General features: G+C 42.1%; 22 protein-coding genes. 15 read left to right on the top strand and 7 right to left on the bottom strand.

Annotated features, from left to right (window positions below):
* Positions 1-25: 25 nt before the first annotated feature.
* The 3 genes from ACHUGF_RS04765 to ACHUGF_RS04755 all read right to left on the bottom strand — a co-directional run bounded on the left by ACHUGF_RS04765 (position 26) and on the right by ACHUGF_RS04755 (position 3936).
* Positions 26-1237 carry an NnrS family protein gene (locus tag ACHUGF_RS04765; RefSeq protein WP_394129642.1) on the bottom strand — a complete coding sequence of 404 codons (1212 nt, stop codon included), beginning with the start codon at positions 1235-1237 and terminating at the stop codon, positions 26-28.
* A gap of 176 nt (positions 1238-1413) precedes the next feature.
* Complete coding sequence (gene phrB / locus ACHUGF_RS04760; protein ID WP_394129641.1) at positions 1414-2895, bottom strand: deoxyribodipyrimidine photo-lyase; 1482 nt, start codon at positions 2893-2895, stop codon at positions 1414-1416.
* Positions 2896-2958: 63 nt separating this feature from the next.
* Positions 2959-3936, bottom strand: a complete 978-nt coding sequence (locus tag ACHUGF_RS04755) for a YbgA family protein (protein WP_394129640.1) — start codon at positions 3934-3936, stop codon at positions 2959-2961.
* 371 nt (positions 3937-4307) lie between these two features.
* Between ACHUGF_RS04755 and ACHUGF_RS04750 the strand changes: the two genes are divergently transcribed.
* Positions 4308-6815, top strand: coding sequence for a bifunctional diguanylate cyclase/phosphodiesterase (locus tag ACHUGF_RS04750; RefSeq protein ID WP_394129639.1), 2508 nt, complete (start codon positions 4308-4310; stop codon positions 6813-6815).
* 414 nt (positions 6816-7229) lie between these two features.
* On the opposite strand, the gene ACHUGF_RS04745 is transcribed toward ACHUGF_RS04750, so the two are convergent.
* A complete protein-coding gene (locus ACHUGF_RS04745) occupies positions 7230-8147 on the bottom strand; it encodes a polyprenyl-phosphate transporter (RefSeq protein ID WP_394129638.1) in 918 nt (305 codons plus the stop codon).
* 128 nt (positions 8148-8275) lie between these two features.
* Between ACHUGF_RS04745 and ACHUGF_RS04740 the strand changes: the two genes are divergently transcribed.
* The 5 genes from ACHUGF_RS04740 (at position 8276) to ACHUGF_RS04720 (ending at position 12696) form a co-directional block, all read left to right on the top strand.
* Complete coding sequence (locus ACHUGF_RS04740; RefSeq protein ID WP_394129637.1) at positions 8276-8755, top strand: hotdog fold domain-containing protein; 480 nt, start codon at positions 8276-8278, stop codon at positions 8753-8755.
* A gap of 260 nt (positions 8756-9015) precedes the next feature.
* The gene (locus ACHUGF_RS04735; protein ID WP_394129636.1) at positions 9016-10203 is read left to right on the top strand and encodes a DUF418 domain-containing protein; all 1188 of its coding nucleotides are present in this window, start codon (positions 9016-9018) and stop codon (positions 10201-10203) included.
* A gap of 2 nt (positions 10204-10205) precedes the next feature.
* Complete coding sequence (locus ACHUGF_RS04730; protein WP_394129635.1) at positions 10206-10574, top strand: DUF1294 domain-containing protein; 369 nt, start codon at positions 10206-10208, stop codon at positions 10572-10574.
* Positions 10575-10669: 95 nt separating this feature from the next.
* Positions 10670-11140, top strand: a complete 471-nt coding sequence (locus tag ACHUGF_RS04725; RefSeq protein WP_394129634.1) for an FKBP-type peptidyl-prolyl cis-trans isomerase — start codon at positions 10670-10672, stop codon at positions 11138-11140.
* Positions 11141-11412: 272 nt separating this feature from the next.
* Complete coding sequence (locus ACHUGF_RS04720; RefSeq protein WP_394129633.1) at positions 11413-12696, top strand: MalY/PatB family protein; 1284 nt, start codon at positions 11413-11415, stop codon at positions 12694-12696.
* Positions 12697-12784: 88 nt separating this feature from the next.
* Here ACHUGF_RS04720 and ACHUGF_RS04715 read toward each other — a convergent pair whose 3' ends face one another.
* A complete protein-coding gene (locus ACHUGF_RS04715; RefSeq protein ID WP_394129632.1) occupies positions 12785-14047 on the bottom strand; it encodes a M24 family metallopeptidase in 1263 nt (420 codons plus the stop codon).
* A 263-nt stretch (positions 14048-14310) separates the two neighbouring features.
* Here ACHUGF_RS04715 and ACHUGF_RS04710 point away from each other — a divergent pair, with 263 nt between their 5' ends.
* The 9 genes from ACHUGF_RS04710 (at position 14311) to ACHUGF_RS04670 (ending at position 23933) form a co-directional block, all read left to right on the top strand.
* The gene (locus tag ACHUGF_RS04710) at positions 14311-16104 is read left to right on the top strand and encodes an aminopeptidase P family protein (RefSeq protein ID WP_394129631.1); all 1794 of its coding nucleotides are present in this window, start codon (positions 14311-14313) and stop codon (positions 16102-16104) included.
* A gap of 419 nt (positions 16105-16523) precedes the next feature.
* Positions 16524-17825: a DEAD/DEAH box helicase gene (locus ACHUGF_RS04705; protein ID WP_394129630.1), complete on the top strand. Its 1302-nt coding sequence runs from the start codon at positions 16524-16526 to the stop codon at positions 17823-17825.
* A 108-nt stretch (positions 17826-17933) separates the two neighbouring features.
* Complete coding sequence (locus ACHUGF_RS04700) at positions 17934-18569, top strand: peroxiredoxin-like family protein (protein WP_394129629.1); 636 nt, start codon at positions 17934-17936, stop codon at positions 18567-18569.
* Between the two features lie 159 nt (positions 18570-18728).
* A complete protein-coding gene (locus ACHUGF_RS04695) occupies positions 18729-20762 on the top strand; it encodes a sensor histidine kinase (protein ID WP_394129628.1) in 2034 nt (677 codons plus the stop codon).
* A 169-nt stretch (positions 20763-20931) separates the two neighbouring features.
* Positions 20932-21570, top strand: coding sequence for a DUF2913 family protein (locus ACHUGF_RS04690; RefSeq protein ID WP_394129627.1), 639 nt, complete (start codon positions 20932-20934; stop codon positions 21568-21570).
* Between the two features lie 123 nt (positions 21571-21693).
* Entirely contained in the window at positions 21694-22464 is a 771-nt protein-coding gene (locus tag ACHUGF_RS04685) for a substrate-binding periplasmic protein (RefSeq protein ID WP_394129626.1), read from the top strand.
* Between the two features lie 18 nt (positions 22465-22482).
* Positions 22483-23001 carry a GNAT family N-acetyltransferase gene (locus ACHUGF_RS04680; protein WP_394129625.1) on the top strand — a complete coding sequence of 173 codons (519 nt, stop codon included), beginning with the start codon at positions 22483-22485 and terminating at the stop codon, positions 22999-23001.
* 143 nt (positions 23002-23144) lie between these two features.
* Positions 23145-23396, top strand: a complete 252-nt coding sequence (locus tag ACHUGF_RS04675) for a DUF2960 domain-containing protein (protein WP_394129624.1) — start codon at positions 23145-23147, stop codon at positions 23394-23396.
* A gap of 27 nt (positions 23397-23423) precedes the next feature.
* A complete protein-coding gene (locus tag ACHUGF_RS04670) occupies positions 23424-23933 on the top strand; it encodes an RDD family protein (protein ID WP_394129623.1) in 510 nt (169 codons plus the stop codon).
* Between the two features lie 131 nt (positions 23934-24064).
* Here the strand turns inward: ACHUGF_RS04670 and lptG are convergent, their stop codons facing one another.
* A complete protein-coding gene (gene lptG, locus ACHUGF_RS04665) occupies positions 24065-25120 on the bottom strand; it encodes an LPS export ABC transporter permease LptG (protein ID WP_394129622.1) in 1056 nt (351 codons plus the stop codon).
* Positions 25117-26232: an LPS export ABC transporter permease LptF gene (gene lptF / locus ACHUGF_RS04660; RefSeq protein ID WP_394129621.1), complete on the bottom strand. Its 1116-nt coding sequence runs from the start codon at positions 26230-26232 to the stop codon at positions 25117-25119. The genes lptG and lptF overlap by 4 nt, the downstream gene beginning before the upstream one ends.
* Positions 26233-26490 lie beyond the last annotated feature (258 nt).

The following is a 26490-nucleotide window of genomic DNA, read 5'->3' as shown; positions in this document are numbered from 1 at the left end:
TAAAAAGTATTTATCCTGAAAGTATTTATCCTGGTCGTCCATCAATTCTAGGACGCGATAAAATGGGTAGATAAAACCACACAAACATGCCGAATCCAACCGCCCAAAAAGCTGAGGCACTCCACAACCAAAACTGGCTATATTCTTGCATCCATAGCGGCATCACAGCGCGCAATAAACCCGCTATGGGTAAACATAAAAATGCCAATGTCATATTCGGGCCTTGATAGATATTGCGGCTAGTATGACCCAAAGACACTCGAGACATCATCGACAAACACAATGAGGCTAAGCCTGCTATCGCAAATAAATGCAATAAAGTACGGTAAGCGTGCTCGTTGTTAATATGCCAAGCTAACGCTAAAAGGGTTAGCGGTAAAGCCAGATATGAAATATGCAGTGACCATAACATGCGTTCTTTCAATGTTTTATGCCCTTGCCAACGGGCAAATCGCACTAATTGCAACGTGCCAGCGGCGGCAAGAATGAACTGTTCGATACCTTTTGGCAACACATGTGTCAAAGCTTGTATAAACAGCGTGATCATCAGCAAAATAATGCTCCAATCTAACCACACTATGGGATCGGGTTTTGCTGCTTTAATGCGCATCGCTGTAAAAAATGGAATGACTCTACCGCCGACAATGGTGATGACCAATGCCACCCACCAAATCATTGCCTGCCAGATTTGAGTCGCCAATACGAAGTCACGTTGATACAGGGCATAATAGCTGAGTAAATTAACCAGCATGGCCACCATTAACATTATCGGAAAGCCAATATTACGCCATTGCTTCACTGGGTAAATACAGCGCCATAATGCCGCAGCGCTTAACCCTAAGAATAAGCTATCAAAAATTGCAGCAAGAATAATGGGGATTTCAAACGGCAGCAGCAATAACAACCTTGCGGTTAACCAACAGCCAAAAATAACCGCTAAAGACGCCCCTTTTACAGTAGGTTGATTCGTCCAAGTTTGCACCGCGGTCAGTAAAAATCCACACACTATCGCTAATGCAAAGCCAAATAGCATTTCATGGGGGTGCCACCACAGAGGTAATACACTTGCCCAAAAGCCAGTGCTGAAAATACTGAATTGCGGCAGATACCAGGTCAGTAACCAAAGTGGAATGAATACGGTAGCCAAGATTGCACCGCCTAAAAAGAAAGGTCTAAAGCCTAAACGAAACAGCGCGGGGGTGGTTTCAACTAGTTTTGGATCATCAATGTTTAGCATGTTTGCTACCCAATCAATTTGATTTAATTCAATACACTATAACATGCATTTTAAATGCATCTTAAATAAACTGCAATGGTCACACGCCGATCCTTAACCAAGCAGCAGTGAGGAATTCATGTATTTGTGATCAAGATTGAATTGAGTATAGCCCCTAGTGTTACCGCTAGACTTGTTTAAGCTTTCTTTTTTAACGCCCCTAACACCTCAATGGCGCGAAGACGTGCGGCTTTATGATCAACAATCATTTCAGGGTAATGACTGATATCAGGGGCAAATAAATCTGCAACAGTCGTCAATTCACCATGATGAATCGCTTTTGCTGAGAAGTGTTGCAGTTGTGGTAAATACTGTTTGATAAACTGCGCCTGAGGGTCAAATTTTTCACTTTGTGTGTGAGGATTAAACACTCTGAAATAGGGCTGGGCATCACACCCCGTACCAGCAGACCACTGCCAACCACCGTTATTTGCAGCTAAGTCACCATCAATCAGCTTTTGTTTGAAATAGCGCTCGCCCCAGCGCCAATCAATGAGTAAATGCTTGGTGAGAAAGCTGGCGACTACCATGCGTAAACGATTATGCATCCAACCCGTTTGGTTCAGTTGTGTCATGGCAGCATCGACAATCGGGTAACCCGTTTTCCCCTGACACCAAGCATCAAACTCTTCTAGGTTATTACGCCATTGGATATTGTCACCCAACGCGTTGAAGTTTTGATTTCGCGAAAGCTTTGGAAAAGCCACTAACAGGTGACGATAAAATTCACGCCAAATAATCTCGTTAATCCAAGTTTTACATCGGCTCGCTTCGTTCACCAATGCATCAGGGAATTGGATCAGTATCGCAGCGAGACATTGGGTTGGGCTTAACATACCAATGGCTAAATAAGGTGAGATCCCACTTGTGAATTGCATTGCAGGAAAGTCCCTATGCTGAGCATATAAGGTAATTTTGCTGGCAATAAACTGGTTTAACTGGTCACTGGCAGCGAGTTCCCCTACGGCCCAAGCTTGGCTGCTCACTTGCTGTGGGTAATGATTGCCTAACTCGAACGGGACATCAGTGAAGGACACAGCAATTCGCCCTCCTAGTTTGATGCTAGGACAAGGCAAAGGTTGGAAAGGTAACGATAGTGCCAGCGAACGCCACTTTTTAGCAAAGGGGGTAAATACCTTATACATGCCCCCAGACAAGTTTGTCACTTTGCCCGGCGCAATAGCGCAGTGTTGGTCAAATAAATGCAGCAGACATGGCCTTGTTAATCCACTATCGGTGCCGCGACTAAGCAAATCAACGATGTTTTTATCACGGAGCGATTCATTCCATTCTGGCTCGACACTGGCATAAACTGCGTCAATGTCATATTGCTCGATATACTCGACTAATGCGTTTTCTTGCGCCCGAAAATCTGCAACGGTTATCACATCCAGTTGTATGCCTAGCTTTGCGAGTTCATGGCCTAAATAGTTAACTTGGCGATTGATAAAATCGATTTGTATTGCTGCGACATCATGCCGTTGCCATTGCAAAGGCGTAGCAAAATACACAGCCCTCACGCTACCACCAGCAGTTGTTGTTACGGCTTTACAAGCCTGTGTGAGCGCTTGATTATCAGTTAGTCGTAAATCTTGCCTAAACCACATTAATGTATTCATGGGGATGTGTTCACTCGGTACATTCAAGACGCCAAATTATGGCCTAGATTTTACAAACACAGACTAATAGGCATAGCGTAACTTCATTTCTTCAGGGTGCGGGTTGAGGTATACCTGATTCTCAATGTACTCAGTCGGAAATTGCGTGAGATAATGATTAATCAAGGTAATGGGTACCAACAATGGCACTAATCCCTCACGATATTTCATGATCATGCTCGACAGCTCTTGTTTTTGTTGGCCTGTAAGCTTTTTCTTAAAGTAGCCTTGAAGGTGTTGCAAGGTACTGGTGTGATTCTTTCTTGTAGCTCTAATTTTCAGCGCAGTCATAAACCCAGCAAAATATTGAGCCGCAGTTTGCTCAACGTCTTCAATATTTGCCAATATTGGACCCAAATCGCGATACCAAGCAGGGCTATGGGCCATCAGCATGTATTTATAACGCGAGTGGAATTGAATCAATTTATGTTTGCTCACGCCAGAGCGCATCATATTCTGCCAATCATTGTGCGCAAAGACGCGAGTAAAAAAGTTTTCACGCAACACGAGATCATGTAATCGCCCTTCTTCCTCCACAGGCAAATGCGGATAGGTTTGCATTAATTTTTGGGCAAATACCCCGACACCTGACTTAGTACCGTTGTTGGTACCTATTTTATATTGCGTGACACGTTCCATTCCGCAGGTAGGTGATTTTGCACATAATATATAGCCATCTAAATCACTCAGTTCGGCCACCTTTTGCTCACTGAATCGATTGAGGTCATCAGTCACATCTACGCTGCCATCAGCACTGCGGATGTAAATCGTCTCCCCATCTCTGATTTGCCTGATACTTTTACGAGGAGCGCCCATACCGATTGCCATTTCAGGGCAAACTGGCACATATTCAAAATGTGCGGCTATCTCTTTTTTACAATACATTGATTGCTTATGACCTCCGTCAAAACGCACTTGTTGCCCCAGTAGGCAACTGCTAATGCCGATCTGAATGTTAGCCTGACTCGAACTTTGCTCACACACACTTTGCAGCTTTGACATACTCCCCTCCTAATTTAAGTGCGAATAGTCAATTCCTAATTATTACGCTCTAATAGCCACTATCTTTAACCACCAACTACACTGAAGGGCTTAACCCAGCAACAACAGATTAGTTAAGTTATATAATTTTTAAACATATACGATCTGTATAGCAGATTAGTTCAATTTTTTATGCTTAATGGTATTTAACGCATTCGCATCAAATCAAACAAAAAGGCGATGGCTATAGACAAGGGGCTATAGACAAGGTTCTTAAGTGCGTAAAAATGTGAAATGCATGGATAAAAATATATAAAAACGTGCGCACCATCATTAACCTTGCCACTGTTTATTCTATAATCAATCAATGTTCACATAGGGAAGGTAAACAAATGGGCACAAACATCAATGACGCTAAATTAGTAAAATTGATAAAATTTGCGCCTACCCTAATGATTCTTACTTTTGCAGTCGCAGTTAACTCAATGATTCTATTGAGTAACAAAGAAAAGTCCCAACAAAGTATCGAGTCTCTAGAAAACGATATAATTGCAACTCAAAAACAGCAAATCCAGTCCCAAGTCAACCAAGCTATCGACTACATTGAATACCGATACCAAAGCGTCATCCCACAGTTAAAAAAGCAAAGTAAGCAAAGAGTGTACGAAGCGATTGAAATTGCTGAAAACATCTACCAAAAAAACCGTGATAAGCCTGATGATGTAATTAAAAGTATGATTATCAATGCACTAAGGCCTATCCGCTATGCCGAGAAGCGAGGCTACTTTTTCATCTTTCAAATGGATGGCATGAATGTAATGCACCCATTAAAAACCCACTTAGAAGGCCAGCAACTAATCAATGCCCAAGACCAAAAGGGTACGCTTATTTTAAAAGAACACATCGATCTCATAAAAAATAATCAGGGCGAAGCCTTTTATCAATGGCAATACCAAAAACCACAGCAGCCCATTGATATTGAATTTGAAAAGCTCGGTTTCGGTAAATATTTTGCACATTTTGACTGGTTTATTGGCACTGGTGAGTACCTTGATGATGTGGAAGATGACTTAAAGTCTGAATTAACAATGTGGTTTAACAATGCTCCGCAAGATAACAATACTAAATTCTACATCATCAATCAGGAAGGTAGGATTATCGCTCATAGTTCCCCAGAACTAAGAGGAAAAAATATAAACGAAATTAGCAAACTAGATGCATCTCTTTTTCAGTCAGACATTGATAATCTCGCTAACGAAGGTACTCATCTCACCTATGACATGACAATATCAAGACTGCAAACACACCCGCAAAGAGTCAGCTATATCAAGGCTTATCCTGAATGGAATTGGGTCCTAGGTACCAGTTTTAGTGCCAATATTTTTAATGACTACCTTGAAGAGAAGTTAAACGAATTAAATCAATTGAATCAAAAGAAGTTCAACAACATCTTGTTGTTAAGTGTATTTTCAACCTTGCTCATCATTATATTAAGCCTAGTCGTCAGTCAGATGATTATTAATCGCTTAAACCGTTTTCAAGCAAACCTCGAGGAGTCATTTGATGCATTACAAGAAAATCAATTAAAAATGCAACACATGGCAATGCATGACAATCTCACGGGGTTGCCTAATCGCGCTTCTTTATCTAAAGACATCCACGAAGGTATCCAATTTGCAAAGGCAGAAAATACGCAGCTTGCCATTATTTTTATAGATCTATTTGATTTTAAGAAAATTAACGACCTCTACGGACACTCCTCAGGCGACAAGTTCTTACAAATCATCAGCAGTAAATTTGAAAGCTTGTTAGGCGAACATGACAGCATTGCACGCTTTGGTGGCGATGAATTTATTTTCTGCGCGCCAAATATTAATCAGCAACAGGAACTAACAGATCTATTACAACGAATTCAAAGTATCTTAAGAGAAAAGTTGATTATTGATGGAAAAAACCTAACCGCACACTGCAACATTGGTATAAGCATTTACCCACAAGATGGTGATACACCAGAGTCATTAATCAGAAAAGCCGATATTGTACTCAATCAGTCTAAGAAAGCTGGCTGTGATGCCATTGCATATTTTAGTAACGAAATCAGCCAAAAAATCCAACACGACTACCTCGTTGAAGAAGAACTGCGAAAAGCCCTTAAACACAATGAAATAACAGTGCATTACCAACCTCAAATCGACACCGACAGCAAACGCATAGTGAGTGTTGAGGCGCTCGCCAGATGGCATAACCAAAAGCTCGGAGATGTGCCGCCGATTAAGTTTATTGAAACAGCAGAACAAACAGGCTTAATTATCGACATTGGCTTATTTATTTTTAAAACCACCTGCAAAGACATATTGAGTGTATCCAGTAATGGACATGAAGCATTATGTGCATCAATTAATATTTCGCCTAAACAACTGCTTTGCGATGGTTTTGTAAATAGCTTGATTGACGTTTCTGATGAGGTAGGCATAAATAGAGAGCGGATAACACTGGAAATCACCGAAAATGTATTTATTGATGATGTAGACCAAGTCACCCCCATCCTTGACACTTTACGAAATGTCGGTTTTGGAATTTCACTCGATGACTTTGGTACCGGTTATTCATCATTAAGCTATTTGAACTTCTTGCCCATAACCGAAATTAAAATAGATCGCTGCTTTGTTGAAAACATCAATCACAACTCTCAAAGCAACGCACTGATTGAGGCCATTATGGCAATCAGTCAAACTTTTGATATCAAAGTTGTTGCGGAAGGTGTAGAGACACTAAAGCAATACCAAACTTTATCTGCGTACAAATGTCATCTTATACAAGGTTATTATTTTGATAAACCAATGCCTAAATCTCAGTTACAGCAAAAGTACTTTTCTGGCGATAACGTCAACGTAAATTAAAAAGTAAAGAATCCACCTTCTGAAGAAGGTGGCTTTCATTCAGCCCCCTAAAAGGGGGCGTTTCAGTTATTTTGTAGCCTCAGTAGCATCTATGAGTAATGATATTTAAAGCCGTTGAAAACATGGATGTTTTCGTCGAGCCCACAGGAATGTGCTTGCTGCGTGCTTTAAATATCATAGCATAGCTGAATCAACCTCAAGCTGGCATGCCATACAAACAAAGATACAGGCAAACCCTAATTGATGATAACCACCTACTGAAGTAGATGGTTTAGGGCTGAAAACAAAAGGCGGATCGCCTCTGATCCGCCTTAGCATATTCAACCAACAATTCCATCAACACCTCATTGCGACAATAACTGTCAGACTCTAACTAGCTATCGTTAACAGAAGCGTTAATACAAGCGCTAAGTGTTATTTATTGTGATTAGCAAAGCGCTCTAAGCCCCACACTAAACCAATGCCAACAATGGCAAACACAATGGCGAGTAATAACTGTGATGGTTCACCTGTTACCTGTTCAAATTGCATTGGCGATAAATTAGCTTCCGTTAACGGCACTTGTTCGCCTTTAGAATTCTCGCGCCATGTGAGTACTTCTTTCCATGGCCAAATCTTACCTAGTGTGCCTAGCATTAATCCGGTTAAAAACATCAAAGTTGCATCATGGTAGTGCCTTAACAATGCCGATAACACATGACTAAAACTCAGTAAGCCAATGGCACAACCTGCGGCAAAACACACCAAATAACTCACTTCAAAGCCTTTTGCCGCTGCTAACACAGCAGGGTACATACCTAATAGCAACAACATAAAACTGCCTGAAATACCGGGCAAAATCATGGCTGTAATTGCGATTAAGCCAGCAAAGAAGAAGTTTAAATAAGTAGCTTCTAGGGCGATAGGATTAAGCACAGTAATCACCCAAGCAAAAGCAACACCTGCAATAAACAATGCTATTCGGGCTAAGTTATAGCGTTTAACTTGTTTAGCCACGTGCACGACAGAAAACAGGATTAAGCCAAAGAAAAATGACCATACAGGGATCGGATGGGTCTCTAGCAACCAAGAGATTAGTTTAGCGAGGGTAAAAATACTGGTTAGAATACCACTGAACACACACACCAGAAATGGCCCATTAATGTGCATGAAGGCGGCTTTTATTCCTTGCTGCTTAATAATGCCGAACAAGGAAAAATTGATTTTTCTGAGACCATCAAGAAAAGGCTCTAAAATGCCTGTAATAAATGCAATCGTTCCACCAGAAACACCGGGGACCACATCAGCAGCGCCCATCGCCATGCCTTTTAGATATACCACAAACTTATTCAAAATATGCCCTTAATCATGCTGGTTCGCGCAGATTATACTGTGATTCAACAGCATTGATAATGAATATTTATTTCAAATTAAGTAACAAGAATGTTAACCTCATCCGACCAGATGGATTTATACATGGAATGACGATGACCACAAAAGTAAATAAAGTCATGGCGCTTTATCAAAAGGTGACCAAATACCCTTTTGGACAACAAATTTTCTCTAAAATGGTTTCACGGATGGCGCCCTATTTTGGCACAGTGAACCCTAAGGTGACTGACTTAAAGCAGAATCGCTGTGAAGTATTAATCAAAAAACGCAAACGCGTACAAAATCACATTGGTACTGTACATGTCATCGCCATTTGTAACGGGTTAGAAATGGCAATGGGCACGATGGCCGAGGCATCGATCCCTAAGCATCTTCGTTGGATCCCTAAAGGTATGAGTGTCAATTACACCGCCAAGGCAGGGAGCGATATTTTATGTGTTGCCCAAGTTCATCCTGAGCAATGGCAAGTCGGTGATATGTTGGTGGATGTCAAAGCTTACGATGACAAAGGTGTCGTCGTTGTTGAAGGCACCATTAAGTTGTGGATTTCTGAAAAGCCAATGAAGTAAGTTTCAATATTTTTAACCTTCATTAGCAATGTCTGCTTGATACTTTACGAGGTAACCTTATGGGTTACCTCTTTTTTTTCGCATCATTACTTGTTACCGTGTAATGAGTGTGTACCACTTTAGCCTGACTGCTCTAGCATTAACTGACGTTATAGCCGTAAGTAAAAAGCTGGCCGCATTCTACTACTCACCACATTGACGTGGTTGCACAGTAAAAAAACGTAACGCTTTTGTCATCTTATTTTCGAATGGAACTCGATATGCAGGCAGTTAGCCAAGTTAATACGGAACAAGCACACAAAGAGTCAGTCAGCAACGATGTTCCATCAGCAATGCTAACGGAGCGTTTACCCAACCTCGATGCCATTAGAGGCTTTGCGTTACTAGGGATTTTCTTTCTCAATATCTATTTTATGGGTAATAGCTTTTATGGTTATCCGCCCCACCAGCCGCAACTGGTTGTCGATATTTTTTGGGAAATCTTTAGCAACTTCTTTCTTGAAGGTCGTTTTATTAGCTTGTTTTCCATGTTGTTTGGCATTGGCATTTACATACAATTTCGACGCATCAAAGCCCAACATATTGAGCCCTATCCCATTATCGCTAGCAGAGCCAAATGGCTAATAATATTTGGCGCAGTGCATAGCATATTCATCTTCTCTGGCGATATATTACTGACTTATGGCGTGTGTAGCTTTCTGGTGTACCACTATCGCGAACACACGCCTAAAAGCTTAATCAAAAAAGCATTAATTATGCTGACTGTGTCCACAGTATTTATTGCCGTTATTTCAATGACCCTTGAAGATGAGCCATTTTATCGAGGCTCAGAGCTTTACCAAGCCCAACTGGAGGTTTGGACAGGTGGTTACCTTGGTCAGTTGTTGATGCAGTTAGTCATGACAGGTTTTATGCTACTTATCTTACCTTTTAGTACGCTTTGGTATTGTAGCGCCATGATGCTAATTGGCATTGCGCTTTTTCAGCAAGGCTACTTAGAAAATGGTTTTCGTCAGAAACAACTACTTGGTCTACTTTGTCTATCTTTACTGTTATCAAGTGCCGATAGCCTGCTGAGCTTTAATGAAAGCGCCGTACTCGTTGAGTTATCAAATGTATTAATGACCCTTTCAGCCATTCCAATGGCCATGATTTACCTGCACATTATCGTTAAGGTCTGTAAAAACAATGCCAATATATTGGTGCCGCTACAATCAGTGGGGCGTTTAGCGTTGAGCTTATATATCCTTCAATCTATTGTTGGCATTATGTGCTTCAGGCATGTGTTTCCGCAATGGCAGAGCCAATTTGATAGAGCTGATTACATGTTATTTGCGCTCGCGTTTAGCCTAATGCAAGTATTAATCGCGTTCCTGTATTTGCAGTTTTTCAAACAAGGGCCACTGGAGTACCTTCTGCGACATTTAATCAATAAGAAACAGGCTTAGTTATGCCCATCATGATGTTAGTTGCGCTGATTTGTTTTTGCTTATTTGGTACTTGTGGTTACCTTTACCACCCCTACATCGCCATCGTGTGGTTAGTGCTCAATATGCTGACTGGCTTGATATTTTTTATTGATAAACGAGCGGCAAAGATGCATAAACAACAAAAGCGTCGTGTTAGGGAGCGTACCTTATTGTTGTTTAGTGTGCTCGCTTGTTGGCCAGCGGCTTATTGGGCGATGCAATCTCTGCGACATAAAACCCAAAAGCGCGCCTTTCTAATTCCCTTTTGGTTCCTCGCCGCATTCCAAACTTTGGCAGTGCTATATCTGCTGTATGTTTACTTACAAGCTGCCACTTTTGCCGTCACATAAATACATATCGTCACTGAATTGGACGTGTATCGTTAACGCAAATCAGGTAAATATGATATAAACAAGCCCTTAGCTAATTCACTACGAGAAACCCCATGAGAATGTTACTTGCTGTCGTCGTTATTGCTGGCGTCATTTTTTATTTTTTTACCCACATGAATAATCAAAAAGCAGCCAAAGAAAATATCGCTAAGGGCAAAGAGTTTCTAGCGCAAAATGTCCAACGCGAAGAGGTATTTGAAACGCTGTCTGGTTTGCAATATGAAGTGCTAGTGAAAGGCGACAATACCGAGCATCCTAAAGCTACTGACTCGGTGACAGTGCATTATCATGGCACTCTTATTGATGGCACTGTGTTTGATAGTTCGGTTGACCGCGGCCAAACCATCGATTTCCCATTAAACCGAGTCATTAAGGGTTGGACTGAAGGTGTGCAATTAATGAGTGTGGGTGACAAATTCCGTTTCTACATCCCTAGTCAACTGGCTTATGGAAACCGCGCAACGGGTAAGATTGAAGGTGGTTCTGTGTTGATTTTTGATGTGGAACTGTTTGCAATCAATTAATCACTGTTGCTTAATTTCGTAGTGCAAATATCCGTAGTGCAGATATTTGCATTGCGAATAAATGACTAAGCGTGTGCTATTCAGCCCTATGCTGAAGCAAGCGTTATAGGTAAGCACTGCGCTTAGTCTACTTACTTATCACCGCGTCTATTTAGCGCTCACTGATCACCTCTTACTCATCACCACTTACGCTCGCACAACTTTATTTCGTCTTTTTTTAACTGACTCCGTCTTAACTAGGGAATAACCTAATTTAATGGAGTGCAACACGAATGCATTTTTCACCACACGCGCCAGTCGCAGACAATCAATTTATTAAAAGTAAACCTGCCATGCTGAACCAATTCTATGGCAGCACGGATGTGTTTCCATATTGGGTAGCAGATATGGATTTTTCTATCGCAAAACCTATTAGCGATGAACTACAGCGCTTAGTTTCTCGAGGGGTATACTCGTACGAGTTTATTGAGAAAGCTGTATTTGAAGCCATTTCCAACTGGCATCTTCGACGCCATCAAATCACCCTTTCACCGGAGCACTTTGTCCAGGTGCCAGGGGTGTTATCTGGTATTGCACTGTTACTAAGGCAACTGACCGATAAAGGCGACGCGGTAATGATTCAATCACCAGCTTATCACCAGTTTTCAGGATTAATAACGAAAGCACAGCGCACGTTAATCAAAAATGATCTGCAATTGATTCAAGGGGAATACCAACTAGACCTAAAAGGCATGGAACAACAAATCATTGATAATCAGGTTAAAGCAATGATTTTTTGTAATCCACATAATCCCACAGGCCGCGTTTGGACACGGGCTGAACTAGCCGATGTGGTCGCTATAGCTCAACGTCATAACGTGTTGATTATCAGTGATGAAATACACGCCGATATCATTTATCAAGGCAATGTATTTACTAGCCTTACTCAGTTTGAGAGTGACAACATAATTACGTTATTGGGCTCACCTGCAAAAACATTCGGTATGCATAGCATTTCACACGGTTATATCTATATCAATAACCCAGATTTACATGGCAAGATCAAGCAGCATATTAGCGATTTATATTTGGACCATGCTAATGCCTTATCTTCTTATGCCACTGTTGCAGCTTATCAACATGGCGATGCATGGCTAGATGACATGATGGCGTATTTGCAAGGCACGCTTGATTGGATAAATGATTTCATCAAGCAACATATTCCTAGGCTTCGCATGTACCAACCTCAAGGAACTTACCAAGTTTGGTTCGACTTCAGTGGACTTGAGTTAAGTGAAGACCAGCTTACACAGCAAATATTTAAGCAAGCCAAAATGGGACTCACACCAGGCGCTTGGTTTGGTGAACAAAGTGGTCAGTTTATGAGAATGAATATTGCCACCAAACGAGAAAATATCATGGGATCATTTGAATTGCTAAAACAAGCACTCACAAAGGGTGCTGCCAATGGCGCGATTCAAAATCATGCCTGCCAGCAAGCTGACATCGCTTCAGCTAGCTCTTCAGATTTAGCTGCAGACGCCAGTTTTGGCAAAAGTAATAACAGCTGCTGTTAACGATCATAGCGCCTCACTCCCAATTTAATATTGGGGTGAGGCTTTGCAATGAAAGGTAATTAGAGTTCAGCAATGAGTAAAAAGATGATCAAACGTTACCAAAAGGATCATCAATAGATAATGCAGGCTGAGTAAACCACTTTGCGCCATCATTGGTCATGTAGAAGTGATCTTCATGACGCACACCAAACTCTCCCGGCACACATAACATCGGCTCGTTACTAAAGCACATACCTGCAGCAAGTGGTGTGGTGTCACTTTTCACTAAGTATGGCCATTCGTGAATATCTAAACCAATACCGTGTCCTGTTCGATGCGGCAAACCGGGAATGTCATATCCAGGCCCAAAGCCTGCTTCCACCAGCACGTTACGCGCAGCAGTATCAACCTCGCCGCAAGCAAGCCCTACTATAGCCGCATCAAAGGCGGCCAATTGCGCTTGTTGCTCTAATTGCCACAATTGTCGCTGGCGGTCACTTGGCTCTCCGAACACATACGTTCGCGTAATATCAGACTTATAGCCAAACAGTTCGCAACCGGTATCAATTAATACAGTGTCGTTGATAGCCAGAGACTTAGGAGATTTAACCCCATGAGGGTAAGCACTGTCTTCGCCAAATAATACAATGCAAAAAAACGAACCTGTAGTTGCGCCCACTTTACGGTGCGCCTCATCAATAAACGCGGTCACCTGTGCTGTTGTGATGCCCTCGTGCAAGATACTGGCAACCGCTTTATGCACCACCAACGTCATGTCCATCGCCCGTTGAATAATAGCTAATTCATTGGCTGATTTAATCATGCGACAACCCGCGGTAATCGCTTTCGCATCCTCTAATTGCATCGAAGGCGCAGCTTTAGCAATGCCGTTAGCCACAAAAAAGGCGGCAGACTCATCAATGCCAAGGGTGATATCTTTATTTGGCATCATATCAGTCAGCACCTTAGAGACTAACTCGTATGGGCTTTCATCCTCGTGCCATGTGTTCACTTTCCCCTTAATCACCATATAGCCTTCAAGGGTATCGAGTTCGAATGCTGGGGCAATATATTGAAGTTCACCATGAGCAGGTAGAATAGCTCCAACCATACGTTCACTGGCGTACCACTGGGTGCCAGTGAAATAATACAAGTTGGTGCCAGCATTAAGGTATATCGCATCAATACTGTGCTGCTGCATCAGCGTTTGGGCATGGGCAATACGCGCTTGATACTCAGCCAATGAAATCGGTGCTACCCCTTGGGTCATATCTGACAATAAGGCTAATGCCTGTTGCGGCGATTGCCCACCAATCCCCTTTGCCCCGTTAATTTGTGTATTTTTAGCAAATGTCTCTGTATTAATTGCCATGGCAGCGTAACTCCTAGACAGAAAATGTCGCTTTAAGCTTTGCAGCTTAAAACACTCATTTGTCTACATTTAAAACTAATAAAGGAATAAACAGTAAGTGGACTGTTTATATGATGGTATCTATCATAGCCAGTTTGTAATTGTATACAATATAAAGTTACAACTTGCCTGATAAAGTCAAATTATGGTTAACTTGCATCGCATAATACGAGCTTGAGATAATCAAGCCTATCCAACACAGTCCTAACTGGAGTCCATATCTCATGTCTCAGCCTTGTGAAATCGGCCAACGTCTTGATGCCATTCGTCAACAATTAACCGTAGAAAACATCGATGCTTTTATTATTCCACGTGCCGATGAGTATTTGGGAGAATATGTCCCCGAACGTAATGAGAGGCTACAGTGGGCGACTGGGTTTACGGGCTCTGCGGGCATGGCTATTGTCATGAAGCAAACCGCTGCTATCTTCACTGACGGTCGCTATACAGTGCAAGTGCGTCAACAGGTCAATGGTGAGCTTTTTCAATATCTAAGCTTAACTGACGATCCGCAAATACAGTGGTTAATGGATACACTCCCTAAAGGCAGTAAGGTGGGTGTTGACTCTCGTTTACACACCTACGCTTGGTATCAGCAGGCACAAAGCCAATTGCAAAAAGCAGGCATCTCATTAGTCAATGTCAATCAAAACCCTATCGATGTACATTGGCAATCTCGCCCAGCACTTCCAACAAGCCCTTTCCGTTTATTTGATCACCAAGGCGCGGGAAAGAACAGTATTGAGAAGCGACAACTCATAGGCGATATCATCAAATCACAAGGTGCTGATATGGCACTGATTGCTGCATTAGACTCTTTCTGTTGGTTGCTCAACATTCGCGGTAATGACGTACCTAGATTGCCTGTTATTCTTGGTAATGCACTGCTCAGTGTTGATGGGACAATGACACTCTTTACCGACACGGCAAAACTACCACAAGGTTTTGCAGAGCATGTAGGTGATGGCGTCAAGGTGAAGCCTGAAACAGAGCTCGCTGCAGAACTGACTAAATTAAGTGGCATTAACCTGCTGGCGGATCCTAATTCTGCTAACGCATTTTGCCAATTAACGGCAAAACAAGCTGGCGCAAACTTAATTGCAAGCCTTGATCCTGTCGCGTTACCAAAGGCTCAAAAAAATAGCGCTGAACTTGAAGGCATGTATGCCAGCCACATTCGTGACGGCGCTGCAGTGAGCCGTTTTTTAGCATGGTTAGATGCGCAAGTTGAGCAAGGCGTAATGCATGATGAAGCACAATTGGCCGATAAGCTTGAAAGCTTTCGATTAACCGACCCACTTTATCAAGAGCCTAGCTTTGACACCATTTCAGCTACCGGTGCTAATGCCGCAATGTGTCACTACAATCACAATAATGCCGGCCCTAGCATGATGACACCTGATAGCATTTACTTGGTTGACTCTGGCGCTCAATATTTGGATGGCACCACAGATGTTACTCGTACTATCGCAATCGGCAATGTCACTGATGAGCAACGTAAAATGGTCACCTTGGTGTTAAAAGGGCACATTGCGTTAGATCAAGCCAGGTTCCCAAGAGGCACAACGGGCCAACAACTCGACGCCTTTGCCCGTCAATACTTGTGGCAACATGGTTTTGATTATGATCATGGTACAGGTCATGGTGTTGGACACTTCCTTAGTGTTCATGAAGGGCCACAACGTATTGCTAAAAATGCCAATAACGTAGCGTTGCTGCCAGGTATGGTGCTGTCTAACGAACCGGGTTACTACCGTGAAGATGGTTTTGGTATCCGTATTGAAAACTTAGTGGCAGTGCGTCCATGTCAGGCTCTTGCCGGTGCTGAGCGTGAAACCTTTGAATTTGACGCGCTTACGCTTATCCCAATGGATACACGCTTAATCGATAAAAACTTACTGACCGAATCGGAAGTAAACTGGCTAAACCAATACCATGAAAAAGTATGCAGCAGCTTATCGCCATTACTCAGTGGTGATGATTTAGCGTGGCTTAACAAGGTGACTCAAGCGATTTAGTCACTTAAAAGTGATGATGCTACAACACAAGATAAAGGGAGAAGGTTAACTTCTCCCTTTTGTTTTGCATGTTTTACTCAAAAAATCATCAATTAGATATAAGCTAAGCCTAAAAGTTTGCTATACTCCGCGGCCGCAAAATCTTATTGTTTACGGGACGGGTTTGACTGAGGTTATTTGACAGCAGTGGTGTGATAGCAATGATTTGGCTGTATTTGCTTAGCTACCATTTAGTTAGCTGACGTTTAGTTAGCACATTGTTGTCTTAAGTCATGACTCACTGTGTTGTGCTAAGTAATGAACTTAACACGGCAAGTAGTATAACAAGTCATTTTGCAGCAAGGTTAACTGGCTTAACCGTTTACAGACGAATCCCTTCATCTATATTAATCAGTTGAAGACAACACAGGAATAACGCCATGAAATTTGAATCTTATAGCTTCGCTCCAGAAATACTTAGTGCGATTGCTGACTGTGGTTACCAGCAAATGACCCCAGTACAAAAACAGGCTATTCCTGCAATTCGTCGTGGGCAAGATGTGCTTGCTAGCGCACAAACAGGTACAGGTAAAACCGCAGCTTTCGCCCTACCCATTTTGCAAAAAATTGTTGAGACGCCAAAAACACTTCAACACTCAAACTGCCGCGCACTGATCTTAACGCCAACCCGTGAACTAGCAGCACAAGTGGCTGACAATATCAGCGAATATGGAAAAAACCTTAATCTGACTGTATTAACTATCTACGGCGGAGTTAAGCTTGATACCCAAGCTCAAAAACTAAAACAAGGCGCACATGTCATTGTGGCCACACCAGGCCGATTACTTGAGCACATGACAGCCTGTAATTTGAGCTTGTCTCTCGTCGAGTTCTTAGTACTCGATGAAGCTGACCGTATGTTAGACATGGGCTTTAGTGCTGATATTCAAAAAATCTTGCAAGCAGTAAATAAAGACCGCCAAAACTTATTATTCTCGGCCACCTTCTCAAGCGCAGTAAAAAGCCTCGCCAATGAGATGTTGAATAAGCCTAAAACCATTAATGCCGATGCACAAAACTCAACAGCAGAAACAGTAAGCCAAGTCGTTTACCCTGTGGAGCAGCGCCGTAAGCGAGAACTACTTTCTGAGCTCATTGGCACCAAAAACTGGCACAGAGTATTAGTATTTACTGCCACTCGTGAAGCGGCTGATGAGTTAGTGAAAGAGCTCAACTTAGATGGCATTAACTCAGTTGTGGTGCATGGAGAAAAAGCCCAAGGTAGTCGTCGCCGCGCACTCAGAGAGTTTACTGAGGGTAAAGCACGCGTTATGGTCGCAACAGAAGTAGCAGCACGAGGCCTAGATATTCAGGATTTAGAATATGTAGTCAACTATGATTTGCCTTTCTTAGCAGAAGATTACGTTCATCGTATTGGTCGTACTGGCCGCGCGGGTAAAACGGGGTTTGCAATTTCATTTGTGAGTCGTGAAGAAGAGCGTACGTTACAAGACATTCAAAAGTTAATTGGTCAAAAAATTCATCGTATTTCTGTGCCTGGATATGAAGTCAGTAGCCGTGAATTACTGTTAAAACAGATTCAAAAACGACGCAGCTTTGCTAAGAAAAAACAGCGTTCAGATAACGCAGGAGAGCAAATGATTGCTGAGAAAAACCTCAGTAACCGCCACGTTAAAGTAGGCAAAAAATCATCTGACGTTAAGTACAAAAAACTGAAATAATGACTCGAAAATAAAAAAGGCGCTTAATGCGCCTTTTTTTGAAATTTTTTATAGCGTTAACAGGTCTCATGTACGAACCAATAAAAAGTATGATAACAAGGAACCCTCATGCTCAAGAAAGTACTACTTACAGTGGCCACTGCACTGCTGACTTTAAATGCTTATGCTAAACCTATTGCCGTTGATGAGAACAATATTTCTCCCCTGCTCAATGGCCACAATATCCCAGATGTGACCCTGAGCGATATCAAAGGCAACAAAGTCAATCTTGCCGAACTTACTCAAAGCAAACCTACAGTATTTTTCTTTTATCGTGGTGGTTGGTGTCCATTTTGTAATATCCAAATGGGTCAACTAAAAGCCATTGAACCTAAACTGATTGAAATGGGATTCCAGTTAGTCGGTATTTCGCCTGATAGCCCAGCGAGTTTACGCGAGTCGATGACTGAAAATGAATTAAGCTACCTGCTACTTTCAGATGAAAACCTAGCGGCTGCGAAAGCATTCGGTTTGGCCTTTTTTACCAGCAAAAAAGTCACCGACATGTACCAGTCTAAACTCAATGTTGGTAATAAGCTGTACCCGATGGACAACGGTGAGCAACGCCTTGTATTACCAGTTCCTGCTATCTATATTGCCGATAATACTGGGTTGATTCATTTCCAATATGCCAACCCGAACTACAAGGTGCGTCCTGCATCTGAGTTGATCATGACGGCGGCAAAACTTGTGGTGAGTAAGTAATATCAACTTAATGGTTTTTTAAAATCTGATTAGCCACCAAACGCTGCAGGCATTTGCTTTGCAGCGTTTTTTATTCAGCAACAAATTTATTCAATTTTTTTCTTTATTTTCAAGCTCATTTGCTACACTTTATAAACTCATCCATGTTTAGCGAATATTATGAAAAGGACCTCAATACTCGCCCGCCTCAATGCGGTTTTTAACTCTATTGCAGCGTTAGTGCTTCTCATTGCAACGCTATTTGCTTTTACCAGCTACCAAATTCAAAGTGTTTCCGATAAAACCCTTACCCTTGACTTTCCCCTTGAAGCTGCTGCAGAAACCATGAGTGTGGCCCATAAATCCATGCAAAGTAATGTCGCTGAGTACCTCTTGGGGGATTACAGTCAAAAAGCAAAATATCGTGACAACCTCGATAAACTGAAGCAATCCCAGCAACATATTATCAATCAACAACTACTAAGCTCTGATCAACAAGTAGCCTTATATGAACAAATTACTCAACTAACACAGTCAATAAACACCCGTTACATAGAGCAAATATTTGACCGTTATAACCCCAGTTATGAGCAAGCAGCCAAAAATATTGCCGATACCTTAATCACCCGAGTCGGTATCCCTTTAGAGGCCATTATTGACAGCAGAGCTCAAGATGAGATCCGCGGCGCAAACCTTTCCTCCGATGAAAATGAGTTACGTAACGATGATATACCGGCCATTCAGTATTACTTGCAGCTCGTCGACGAGGCTGGCGATATGTACAACGCCTTGTCTCGCTACTTACTAAACGATATTAGCTCTAAACAAGATTTTGAACGTAATGCTGAAAACTTTAAACAATGGTTTGAGTTGCTCAAACCATTAGAGCAAGATCCTGATGAAATTAAAGATTTACAAGTCATTGAACATCACTTCAACACCCTTATCAAAGATGGTCACCGATTATTTGAATTGTATGATCCAGGCAAGTACACCCAAGCCATGTACACCTTTACCGATATGAAACAAAATGAGCTGGCTCAAATTGAAGCATTACTGCTAAAGCTGACTCTAAGCGCACAAAAGCAGGTATCAGAGCAATTAGCTCAGTTGAGTTTTATTAATAAACTCAGTAGTTTTTTATTAATTACTTTGAGCGTGATTGCCATCGTTATTTTAATTTCGATGAAATATTTTGCCCGTAAAACCATTTACCATCCCATTGCCACATTAGCAGACGCCGTTGAGCAGCTTAGACAAGGTAAGCGTGATATCGACTTACAGCACAATAACGATGAACTCGGTGATGTATTCAATAACGTGGCTCAGCTTCAGCAAGATTTACAGCAATTAGATATTCTGCAAGAGCAGCAAAAACTACACAAACATCACTTAGAGCAAGAAAGAGATAAGCTGCAAGCCGCTTTATCAGATCTTGAGCTGGCTAAGGATAAACTGGTCACCAACGAAAAAATGGCTTCACTGGGTGCACTGGTTGCGGGTGTGTCTCATGAAATCAATACCCCCATTGGTATTGCCGTCACAATGAGCTCTACCTTTGACAACAATATGCGACGTTTCCTTGAGCAGGCCAAAAATGGCGATGCTACTTTGGAGGACTTAGTAGAGTTTGAAACTGAAAGCCTTGAAGGGTTAGCTATTATGCAACGAGCCCTTAATCAAGCGGCTGAACTGATTCATAGTTTCAAGCAAGTAGCCATTGATCAATCCAGTGAAGTTAAGCGCCAATTCAATTTACATGAAGTATTGAGCGAAGTATTCCATACCTTGCAGCACCAAATTAAAAACACCCAATACTCAGTTAAGCTTGATTGCGACCAGAGCATCACTCTCAATAGTTATCCAGGCCCGCTTGGGCAAGTGATCACTAACTTATTCAATAACGCCATCATCCATGGCTTTGATGGACGCGATCAAGGGCTGATAGCCTTAACCGTATCGCAGAAAAATGCCCATACTGTGCATATTGATTTTCGTGATAATGGTAACGGCATCGCCAAAGATAATCTCAATAAGATTTTCGATCCATTTTTTACCACCAAACTGGGCAAAGGTAGCTCTGGGCTAGGAATGAATATCGCCTATAATATTGTCAACAGTGTACTTGGAGGCGATGTGAGCATTCACAGTTCACAAGCTGATGAAGACCACGGCACTCTATTTACCATTATTATTCCCATAGAAGCGCCATAAGAAGCAGCCTCATAAAGTACAGTATATAAAATGAGATGCACCATAAAATGTGACGCGAGTACCATCACAAAAGTGTATAATCCTGCCTCACAACCACTTGTTGATTAACCTCAGCACAAAAGTATTTAATCTAGCGCGAATGTGCATTCAAGCTTAAGTGAAACCGACTATGACGCCCCAAAACTACAACCAAGCTATTTTAGCATTAGCACAAACAGCCATCTCTGAGCTTGAGCAATGGAGTGAGCAATTCAAATCCCCTCGCACACCCGCTCAGCAAAGCCATTATCTGTGTAGTTGGTTAGTTGAAGCATTAAAGAAAAAGCGCTTTTCTAAACTTGTTGCGCAGGATATTGAGTCGTGGATCAGGATGGCACGTAGCCAAGGCGCGGGGGCGCAGCTACCCAAACGCATGCAGCAAATCGTCAAATACTACTCGATAGCGCAACAGAGCGAACTACTTGGTGACCAGTTACAGTCGTTATTTGCACAATTAGAACAACAAGATTGGACAGTCATCAATGACACAGAAATTGATGCTAAATTAAAGCTTAACAGTGATGGTTCATCCAGCATTATTGCCTGTGCTCAGGAATTAACACAAGGCATCGAAAAAGGTGAGCTGGTTAAGCCTATCAACCTGTATGTGCGCGGCAGCGAAACAACTTTAGCAAGCTTAGGTTTATCACTGGGTTTGATATTCAGCCAAGGCAATAAGAAAACCTCCTTAATCAAACATCATAAAACGTATCAAGTGAGTCCGCATAATCAGCATGCCAACCTGTGTTTGTTATTGCTTGATGATTAAAATTATGCAGGACATTTAACACTCACATTTTGTGACCAAGACTATTGTTTTGCCATAAGACTCTGATATGGTTAACTGTAACAACTTTGTGAACAAGCCTATTCTTAATATGGGATAATGCCTTTGTATAAATTTGTGTTTTTACTTGCTGTTATTTGTACTAGCTTTACTGCTCAAGCTGCTCAAGCTGCTCAAGCTGCACAGCCATTGCGTTACAATGTTAACGCCTCAAGCGGCTGGGTACCCTATTATATTCCGAACCAATCAGAGCAACCGGGGATATTAGGTGAACTCGTCCCCATGATAATGGCCAAAGCCCAAGTGCCAATAGAAAAACACAATTACCCACCCAAGCGCACTAATCAAGCTTTAGAAACTGGCTTACTTGACTTTGATGTCGTCAGTCCTGATTGGTTTGAAAACCACGACATTGGCGCAAAGTTTGTCAAATCCATTGCCATACTCCCTATCAAAGAATACATTATTTGCCGTACTGAAAATGCGGCTTACTGGCAGGATTTAGCTAAGATAAAAGGACAAGATATCGGTACTGTACGAGGCTATTTGTATCACGATGACGATACCTTCAACCGTGTCGACTTCACCTCTGAAAGAGAGCTCGTTAAAGCCATTGATAAAAAACGGGTTAATCTGGCTATTTCAGGTGACTTGCCTGCATTATATTGGGCAAATGAGTTAGGCATAAACATAGCACTAGCCGGTATCCATTCGGACGGCAAACTGGTATTGCGGATCCGTAAAGAACATCATGCATTGTTGCCACAGGTTAACCTGGCCATTTCGCAGTTATCGCAAGATGGTACCATCGAAGCATTAATTGAAAAATACACGGGTAGCGCTCACTTCAACAAAGCTGAAGTCATTGCTCAGTAAATTTATCTGGTACTGATAATGATAAGAAATATAACCTCTCACGACTGGCCAGCAATTATGGCTATTCAAGCACAGTGCTATGCTGATGATACGCTAGAGTCATTAACTGTAATGCAAGATAAATGGCGATTCAGCCCAAATAGCTGCTTAGTAATTGACGTTGAAAACTGTATCGCTGGATATGTGCTTGCTCATTCATGGCAGTTACATCACATACCTAAATGGGATCAACCACTACCCACAGCTCCATTTTTTGATTGCTTGTATATTCATGATATGGCTATTGCTCAGTCTTTTCGTGGCCAAGGGATCGCTCAACAACTATATGGGGCATTAACTCAACTTTTGTCATCAACAGCTTTTGAACAGCCAGAAAAATCCCCATTAACCCACCAAGCTTTGGTCGCTTTACCCAGTGCTGTTCACTTTTGGCAAAAGCTGGGGTTTAGCCAAATTGAACATCCATCAGCAACACTTATTAGCAGCTTATCTAGCTATCCGGAACATACACAGTACATGTTAAAACCTCTGAACTAAGTGTTACGTTTAGTGTAAAGCGAGGAAAAATACCGCTTAAGGTGCAATTTGACATTGGCCTTAACCCAGTAACATGTGACAATTAGCCCTATTTAAAGGCTCATAGATTTTCATTGGGTCAATTACCGCTCAAAGGACCTCTTATGGCGCGCCAAGTAATTTATACATTTAAAGGCAAAACCAAAACGATTCCTTTCAGTTACGATAAGCACCGTGATTTATATGAAGCGGTCGCTGAAGCTGAAGGTATCGATCTAACCCAATTTTTAGCGATGGAAGCACAGGTTGCTGTGACCTCTAAAAAAGGCGCAAAAGCAGAGAAAGCATTCCGCCGCAGTGAATTTGCCCGATATGGCTTTTCCAGCATAAAGTTTGTCCGCGAAGAAGACGAATAACATAATAAAAATAGATTAGGTTTCTCCATGATTACACCAGAACATGCAAACTTTCCTAGAGCCGGCTTTTTTCGACGCTTAGGCGCAATGATCTACGATGCCCTTTTAGCCGTTGCGGTATTTATAGTGGCCGGTGCGTTAGGCTTTGGCTTTTTCTTTGGCTTATATAGTATTGGACTTGTGTCGCTCAATGGCCATGAACATATCTCAGATTCATTAAACAACACGCCGCTTTATCAAGGCTTTTACCAGCTTTGGCTAGCAATTTGTGTGGGTGGTTTTTACGCCTTATTTTGGAGTAAAGGCGGCCAGACTTTAGGTATGAGAGCATGGCGCCTAAAGGTACAACATCCCAACGGGCAAAATATCGGCTTCATTACCGCTTGCGCCCGTGTGGTGTGGTCTGCGCTAGGCTTAGGCAATTTAATGATATTACTCAATAGCGATAAACTAGCTCTGCAGGATAAAATGACCCAATCTGAAGTGGTCGTATTGTCTAAAGAGGCCAACCAAATGCGTAACTGGTACGGTGCTTAAATAACAAGACAAGTAATGAGACGGTATGGCGCAGCGAATTGAATCCAAGCATATTGCCCATAAATAAAAAGAGCAGCCTTGGCTGCTCTTTTTATTTGAATTGCTGATAACAAGTCAATGCTATTGCGAGCCTACTTACGAATATAATACAAGGCTAAGCTGGCAAATAATAAGCTTGGCGCTATCGCACCAATGGCCGCTGGCAGTTGATAAACCATACTCATAGGACCAAAGATTTCGTTACTAATGTAAAAACTAAATCCGGCCACCACACCCAGCAACACCCTTGCTCCCATAGTGACGGTACGCAATGGGCCAAATACAAATGAAAGCGCCACCAACATCATCACAGCAACCGTAACCGGCTGCATCATCTTACGCCACAAAGCTAACTCATAACGAGAACTGTCTTGATTGTTGGCCTCTAAATATTCCAAATACCCGACTAAGCCTTGAATAGACAATGCTTCAGGCTTCACCGACACCACACTTAACTTATCTGGAGTTAACGTCGACTCCCAAATTTCAGTCTCTGAAGTCATCGGGGTAATGCGATCTGAAGTCACGAGTGTGGTTTCTACTTGTTGCAATTGCCACACCCCCTGTTCAAATGTGGCTTGTTGAGCATAGGTCATGCGCGTAAGCTTTTGCTCATCATTGAACTCATAAAAGGTAATATTGCCTAAATGAGTCACATCCAAGACTTCACCTATGTTGACGAACATGTCTCCATCTCGCGCCCAAACTCCTCGATGGGAAGCAATCAAACTGCCGCCTGAGGTTTTCACCGCTTGCATCTCTTTTGCTGTACGCTCAGCAGCTGGCGCTCCCCATTCACCCAATACCATCACCATTATCATTAATGGGATAGCCGTTTTCATGGCCGACAAGGTAATTTGTAAGCGAGATAAACCTGATGATTGCATCACCACCAGTTCTGAATTAGATGCCAACATACCCATGCCTATCAAGGCCCCCAACAACACAGCCATCGGGAAGAACATTTCAATATCTCGCGGTATCAAAAACAGCACATAAATACCGGCATCAAGCATGGTATAACTGCCGCGACCAACGACACGTAACTGGTCAACCCACTTAATAATGCCTGATAAACCAGTCAAAATAAGTAAACACAAAGCAGAGGTGCTTAGAATGATCCGCGCAATATAAAGATCAATGATCATGCTGTTTTCACCTGCTTACGTTTGATGCTGTTAAACAGTTTTAATGCCACAGGCCGCTCTTTACTCAATAAGAAGATACCTAACACCAAGGCACTGGCATGGATCCACCACATACCTAGATACAATGGAATCACTTCATCTTCAAGGGCGCGTCTGCCAGCAACCATCAGTCCAAAATAGCCGAGATATAACAAAATAGCTGGGAAGATTTTAGCAAATTTACCTTGGCGAACATTCACTCGCGCCAAAGGCACTGCAATGAGTGTCATAATCGGGATGGCAAGCGGAATGGCAATTCGCCAATGAAACTCTGCCACGGCTTCAGCAGTATCCGTTTTGAATAATTGACCAATCGGCATAGCAGACAGCTTGCGACTTCGCTCATCCACCGCCTGCTCTTTGATCTCCATCTGGTAACCACCAAATTCAATGATTTGATAGTCTGGCACCTGCGGACTGCCCTGATAACGTATTCCGCTATCGAGTGCTAATTGCTGACTGCCAAATGCATCTTCAATCACTTTACCCTGCTCAGCCACCACCACATTGGTAATATGTTCACCACTTTGTTTATCTGGCAATTGAGCAACAAATACGTTCTCTAGCTTATTATCTTTGCCAATTCTCTCAACAAATAACACTGCACGCCCATTGGGGCTGGTTTGGAATCGCCCTTGTACTAAAGCCGCTAAACCGGCTTCTGATTTAGCCTGCTCTAATACCTGATTTTGGCGCTCTTCTGCCCATGGGCTGACGTACAAGGCTAGCATCATGGTAAACACAAGGTTAAACGCGCCCAATAACAAGGTTACTCGAGTAACGTACCACTCGCTCACACCGACACCATGCAAAATGACCATTTCATTTTCGGCATACATTCGCCCATGGGCGAGCAAAATGCCTAAAAAGAAACTGAGAGGCAAGACTAGAATGGTTAACTGAGGCAGATTAAGGCCAAGTAAAGTTAACACTAAAGATGCAGGGAATTCGCCATCCGAGGCATCGGCTAAAACACGGACAAATTGTTGGCTAATAAAAATAGTTAATAGCACAATTAATACCGCAAACTGTGCTTTTAAAACTTCACCAATCAAGTATCTAAATACAATCACAAGTAGGATCCGAGAGCTAAACTTATCTTTTTACTGGTAACAGAGTAACTTTCATGTAAACTGTCTACTTTTAGCAGTTTTGATAATTTTCTGACCAGCTGAGAGGGTGTTTCAAATCGTTTCATTGCTTGCTTTAACAACTAAAAATAACAAGCAAATTTCTGAATGATTGAAGTTTATCATCTTTTCGCAATTAATCAGGCATTTTTGCCTAATCAGATCATTATCTTATAAATATAAAAATTTGTCTTTAACAAT

It is taken from the genome of Shewanella maritima (assembly GCF_043643735.1).
GTDB lineage: Bacteria > Pseudomonadota > Gammaproteobacteria > Enterobacterales > Shewanellaceae > Shewanella > Shewanella maritima_A.
The sequence above is the reverse complement of the archived record's forward strand: the minus strand, read 5'-3'. Positions and strand labels throughout refer to the sequence as shown.